This window comes from Ligilactobacillus murinus DSM 20452 = NBRC 14221 (assembly GCF_001591685.1).
In the GTDB taxonomy this organism is placed as follows: Bacteria; Bacillota; Bacilli; order Lactobacillales; family Lactobacillaceae; genus Ligilactobacillus; species Ligilactobacillus murinus.
Genome location: NZ_BCVJ01000089.1, coordinates 1 through 3184, shown reverse-complemented (window position 1 = coordinate 3184; position 3184 = coordinate 1). Strand labels below are relative to the sequence as shown.

Below are 3184 nucleotides of genomic sequence, written 5' to 3'. Positions count from 1 at the left end.
TAACGGTAGCTCAGTCATGAGGCGCTTTTTGCCTCGTGACTGAGTTATTGTTATTTCCTAGGAGTTGTGTTCTGTAGCACGACTACAAACCAATAGTTACCAAACGACACCTTAACTATATAATTAACTTACCTTAAGTGCAAGAAATTACTTAACCTGGAAAATATTTTCTTTCACTTGATATTACATGCAATTACATGTAATATAGACTGAGCATTTATATGCATCTGCATGCAATTTATTAGTGAAAGGACTTTATTTATGGATAACATTTCTAAAACGATCGATCCTAAGATCCGCCTGATCGTTACTATACTACTTTTATTTTCTGGCTTTGTCAGTCTAGCTAGTCAAACGATGATGATCACTGCACTACCCGTCATCGAACATGAGATGAATGTCTCATTGACTCTAGTTCAATGGCTCACAACAGGGTACACTTTGATGGTCGGGGTCATCACGCCACTTTCATCTAATTTGTATGAAAAATTCAAAAAGCGCAGTATCTTTTTGGCTACGATCGCGATCTTTATCTTAGGGACTTTAATCGGGTGCTTTGCCACTGATTTTTGGCTCTTGCTACTCGCCCGCTTGGTCCAAGCATGTGCTAGTGGGATCTTGATGTCATTTCAAATGACAACGATGATCTCGATCTACCCCATCAAAAAACGGGGCACGATCCTAGGGATGTCTGGGCTAGTTATCGCTTTTGGCCCAGCTATCGGACCGACACTTTCCGGTTTGATCGTTAACACTTTGGGGTGGCGCTATATTTTCATTTTAGTTTTACCAATGATGTTACTGGTTTGGTTGATTGGCTTTTTTGCCTTTCCTAACTTCTCTGAACCTAAAGACATCAAGATCGACTTTATTTCCGTAGGTCTTTCCTTGCTTGGTTCGGGCTTGACTTTAGCAAGTTTGACCTTCTTTCAAACTTCGGCTTTACAAGCTTGGATCATGTTAGTCTTGGGGCTAGCGATCCTCTTTATCTTTGTTAAGCGCCAGCTTCGTCTCAAGCAACCGATGCTCAAAGTTCAACTCGTCAAAAATCGTTCATTTAGATTGATGACTCTAGTAGGGATCTGTGCTTTCATGGTCTTACTTGGGACCGAACAAATGCTTCCGATCTTCACACAAAATGTTTTACATCTAAATAGTATGGTCTCTGGGATGATCTTGTTGCCAGGTGCGATCGCTAATGCGCTTAGTGCAGCTTTAGTCGGACGGCTTTATGACAAACATGGTCCTAAATATTTGATCATTTCAGGCGGGATCTTGATGTTGATCGCTGCGATCCCCTTTGTCATGATCTCTGAGACTACACCTGTTTGGCTCTTGACAGTTGCTTATATGCTTCGCATGATCGGAAATGCTCTCGTATTTTCACCAGCAATGTCAGAAGCCTTTGTTGACGTTTTACCTGATGAAGTCAGCCATGCTACCGCACTTAACAATAGTTTACGCCAAGCATTTGGTGCTTCATCGATCACCATCTTGATCGTTTTATCCAATATTCCAGCGACATTTACCGCCGGGATGCGGCTTTCCATGTGGGTAACTGTTGGCTTGGTCTTATTGATGTTGACTTGCTTTGGGCTCTATTTGCGAAAGGATGCCTGATCATGGAACCACGAATCGATAAATTAGTTTCAATTTTTAATCACAAATTGCGCACTGAACTCAATTTTCAATATGAAAAGATCGGTCTCAGTGATAAAAATTATTTTTATCTCGAAAAGATCGCCGAGACTCCTGGGATCAGTCAAGCTCAATTCATCAAGATATTACACCGTGATCAAAGCGTTGTTACCCGCCAGATCAATAAATTAGTGGCCGATGGTTGGATCAGCAAACGTTTTTCCGATAAGGACCATCGCCGCTCAGAATTATTTTTGACTTCTAAAGGTGAAGCTATCTTACCTAAGATCAAAGATATCTATCGCCAGGTCAATCAAAATTCGCTAGCTAGTTTGACTGCAAGTGAAGCTAAAATATTTGGTGACTTACTAGATAAAGTGACCATCGCCTATCAGCCACATAATTCGACAGAAGTATGAGCCATACCATATAATAGGCATAAAAACATATGAGGTGTGTACAATGAAAGTTCACATGACTAACATTCACGGGATGACTAAAAGCAGTGTCGCTCAAATAGCCCAAAATATGACATCTCAGTTTGGAAAACAACTGGGGTTTAATGAGATCGGCATTTACAACTATCCTATTAGTGTTGATAGCCCAACTGAACTTAGTAAGCGATTTGACGGTATGGTCGCTTCTGTAAGCAATAATGATATCGTCATCTATCAAGCGCCATCTTGGAATACGATCGAGTTTGATCACGCCTTTGTTGATCATCTCAAACGCTATTCTAAGTTGAAATTGATCATCTTTATCCATGATGTTACGCCACTGATGTTTGCTGGAAATCGCTACTTGCTACCAACATTTATCGATTTTTACCAAAAAGCCGACCTTTTGATCGTACCTTCTGAACAGATGTATCTTTTTTTACGAGAAAATGGGCTAGCAGAGAAAAAATACGTTGTGCAGCACATGTGGGATCATCCCTTAGATGCTAATATGCTTTATGACACCACTGAGATCAAACGCTTAAATTTTGCGGGCGACCCCACAAAATTTACATTTGTTCAAGGCTGGCAGCATGATACTCCCTTGCATTTATTTGCTTCCAAAAAACCTACAGCAACTGACTTGAACATTATCTATGAAGGCTGGCTCAATGATGCTGAGCTTTGCATCAAGCTTTCTAAAAATGGTGGTTTTGGTCTAGTTTGGAATGACGGTGGCTGTACACAAGAATACACTTCCAAATATATTTCCTATAAATTAGGAACTTATCTGGCTGCAGGTCTACCCGTCATCATTCCGCGTGGCATCTCAAATGAAGAACTGATCAGCAAAAATAAGCTTGGTTTTGCAGTTGATTCGATCACCGAAGCTTTAGAAAAATTAGAGCGTCTCACCCAAGAAGAATATCTGCAATACAAAAATGCCGTCAAAGAATTTGCTCCACTGCTCCAACAAGGTTACTTTACTAAGCAAGCCTTAGTTCAAGCAGTTTTTGAAGTTTTACAAGCCTAAATGAAAAACAAGCTTTCCCGGGAAATAATTTCCCAGGAAAGCTTGTTTTTTAATTCATTTAATGACGCCTAGCCGG

3 protein-coding genes are annotated in these 3184 nt (G+C 40.4%); all 3 read left to right on the top strand.

The window, feature by feature from the left end; translation table 11 throughout:
* Positions 1-261 precede the first annotated feature (261 nt).
* From LMU01S_RS09745 to LMU01S_RS09735, 3 genes are read left to right on the top strand one after another with little or no spacing between them, the layout of a single operon-like run.
* On the top strand, positions 262-1620 hold the full coding sequence (locus LMU01S_RS09745) for an MFS transporter (protein ID WP_056959020.1): 1359 nt from the start codon (positions 262-264) through the stop codon (positions 1618-1620).
* A gap of 2 nt (positions 1621-1622) precedes the next feature.
* A complete protein-coding gene (locus LMU01S_RS09740; RefSeq protein ID WP_004050974.1) occupies positions 1623-2057 on the top strand; it encodes a MarR family winged helix-turn-helix transcriptional regulator in 435 nt (144 codons plus the stop codon).
* Positions 2058-2100: 43 nt separating this feature from the next.
* Positions 2101-3108 (top strand): sugar transferase, encoded by a 1008-nt coding sequence (locus LMU01S_RS09735; protein WP_056959019.1) that lies wholly within the window; start codon positions 2101-2103, stop codon positions 3106-3108.
* The last annotated feature ends 76 nt before the right edge of the window (positions 3109-3184 follow it).

Excerpts from the sequence above, each read along its gene's own strand:
- LMU01S_RS09745 (WP_056959020.1), top strand. The coding sequence starts at position 262 with ATGGATAACATTTCTAAAACGATCGATCCTAAGATCCGCCTGATCGTT.
- LMU01S_RS09740 (WP_004050974.1), top strand. The coding sequence starts at position 1,623 with ATGGAACCACGAATCGATAAATTAGTTTCAATTTTTAATCACAAATTG.
- LMU01S_RS09735 (WP_056959019.1), top strand. The coding sequence starts at position 2,101 with ATGAAAGTTCACATGACTAACATTCACGGGATGACTAAAAGCAGTGTC.